Below are 1,747 nucleotides of genomic sequence, written 5' to 3'. Positions count from 1 at the left end.
TTTTCTGTGGACATCGAAACCCGCCGACCGCTAGATGCCCGCCTGGTCAGCTAGCAGAAGGCGGGGCTCTCATGGAATGGTCGGCTCGCGGCGACTTGGATACATCCCGAGCCCGAACGGGGCGCCAGGAACATACGAGGAGCCGGCGCCATAAAGGTGAACGCTCGAGCATCACCAGGGCAAGCGTCGACGTCCTGGTGCTGGCCTCGGTCATCGCCGCCTTCTTCCTGGCCCTTGTAACCGTCGGCTATGGCCTCGTCAGTGGACCCGTGGCATTGAGCGCCGCCCACGAGGCGATGGAATCCGGTGTCCTGCGCCGGACCGCCTGGCTGCCGCTGAGGCCGGGCGCCACCATTCCAGTCTATGCCCCGAATGACTGCCTGATCCTGTCCATGCTCGTCATCCCGCCGCGAGATGGAATCGTCAAGGCGGCGGTATCACCGCAAACACCTGGCGGACCCGCAGAGGTGGGCGGTGACAGCCGTCTTCCGGATGCTCCCCAATGCCAGGGGCTGGGGCGGCTGCTGAGTAGCATGGACTCTGGATCGCCCCTGCCCGAGCTGGCCTATTATCACCGGTACATCCATGCCTATCGCGTGGCAATGGCCGGCATGCTGCGGATCTTCAGCTTCAATGCCGCCAGCCTCATCCTGCTCGCGGCCACGGTCCTGCCCCTTGCCTACCTGCTGGTCCAAGCGAGCAGGGGGGTGATGAACGGAGAGGCCCGGGGGCTGCCCTACGCCGCTTTGGCAACGATCCTGCTGATGTTTTCCGGGGTCGGCGTCTTCGACTTTTCCTTCAGCTTCGCGCCGACCGACATCCTGACCTACCTCTACCTGGTGGCCGCCTACCATGGACTGCTGACCAAGGCCCCGGCCCGGCTCTTTTCGGCTTGTCTATGCATCGCCGGCGCCCTGATAGCCGACTTCGAATTTCTGACCGGCGCCATCCCATCCTTCATCAGCGCCTTCCTCCTCACAGTGGCCATCGATGCCGGCCGCCTGGACCAGGACCTGCGGCGCAAGCTGGCAACGGGTTTCGCCTGCTTCTGCCTGACCGTCGCGGCGAGCTTCGGCTTCAAGATCCTGCTGGTCTCAGTCCTCTGGGGGCCGTCGGCATACCTGGACTTCGGCCACCAGCTCATGACGCGCTTAGGCAGCGCTGTCACCCTCAGCACCCGTGAAGCGGAACTGCTCGGGCCATATGGGATCACGGAGCAGGCGCTCGCCTCGAGCCGTCCGCTTGCGACTGCCTATGCCCTCGTCAAGCCGTTCTACTTTGGCTACATGCTGGCATACGGGTCCGAAGGTTTGGGCGTCACGCTCATCATCCTCGCCTTCCTGGCAGGGGCCGCGGCGACGTTTGTGATCTTGCGGCGGTCGATGGCCAAGCGCGGCGTGGCGGGCGGCTGGCTCTATCCAATGGCCTGCGGCATCGCTCCCCTCTGGTATGCATCCTTTCCAAACCATAGCATCGAGCATGCCTTCTTCATGGTGCGCATCCTGGCCTGGTCGCTTGCCGCCAGCGGGGTGATGGTCGCGGCCCTGCTGCTCGCCCCCAGGATGAAACCCTCCGTCCAGTAAGACCACGGCATTTGATCGTGACCTCTCAAATGCCGCTCAGACGCCGGGCGCCAGCATCCGCTGGCCCTCTATGCGTGTCTTTTGACTACCTCAACTCGCGCCCTGCGACGCACGCATCGGCGGGCACCGTCGTGTCCTACAGCGGCACAAGTCGCAATCTGGTG

Annotated in this window: 1 protein-coding gene; it reads left to right on the top strand. The window is 64.3% G+C overall.

Translation table 11 applies throughout. The features are described 5' to 3' along the window. Positions 1–197 precede the first annotated feature (197 nt). Positions 198–1,583, top strand: coding sequence for a hypothetical protein (locus I55_RS32425; RefSeq protein WP_044564861.1), 1,386 nt, complete (start codon positions 198–200; stop codon positions 1,581–1,583). The last annotated feature ends 164 nt before the right edge of the window (positions 1,584–1,747 follow it).

Origin of the sequence: Azospirillum sp. B4 (genome assembly GCF_000333275.1) — a bacterium.
GTDB lineage: Bacteria > Pseudomonadota > Alphaproteobacteria > Azospirillales > Azospirillaceae > Nitrospirillum.
The sequence above is the reverse complement of the archived record's forward strand: the minus strand, read 5'-3'. Positions and strand labels throughout refer to the sequence as shown.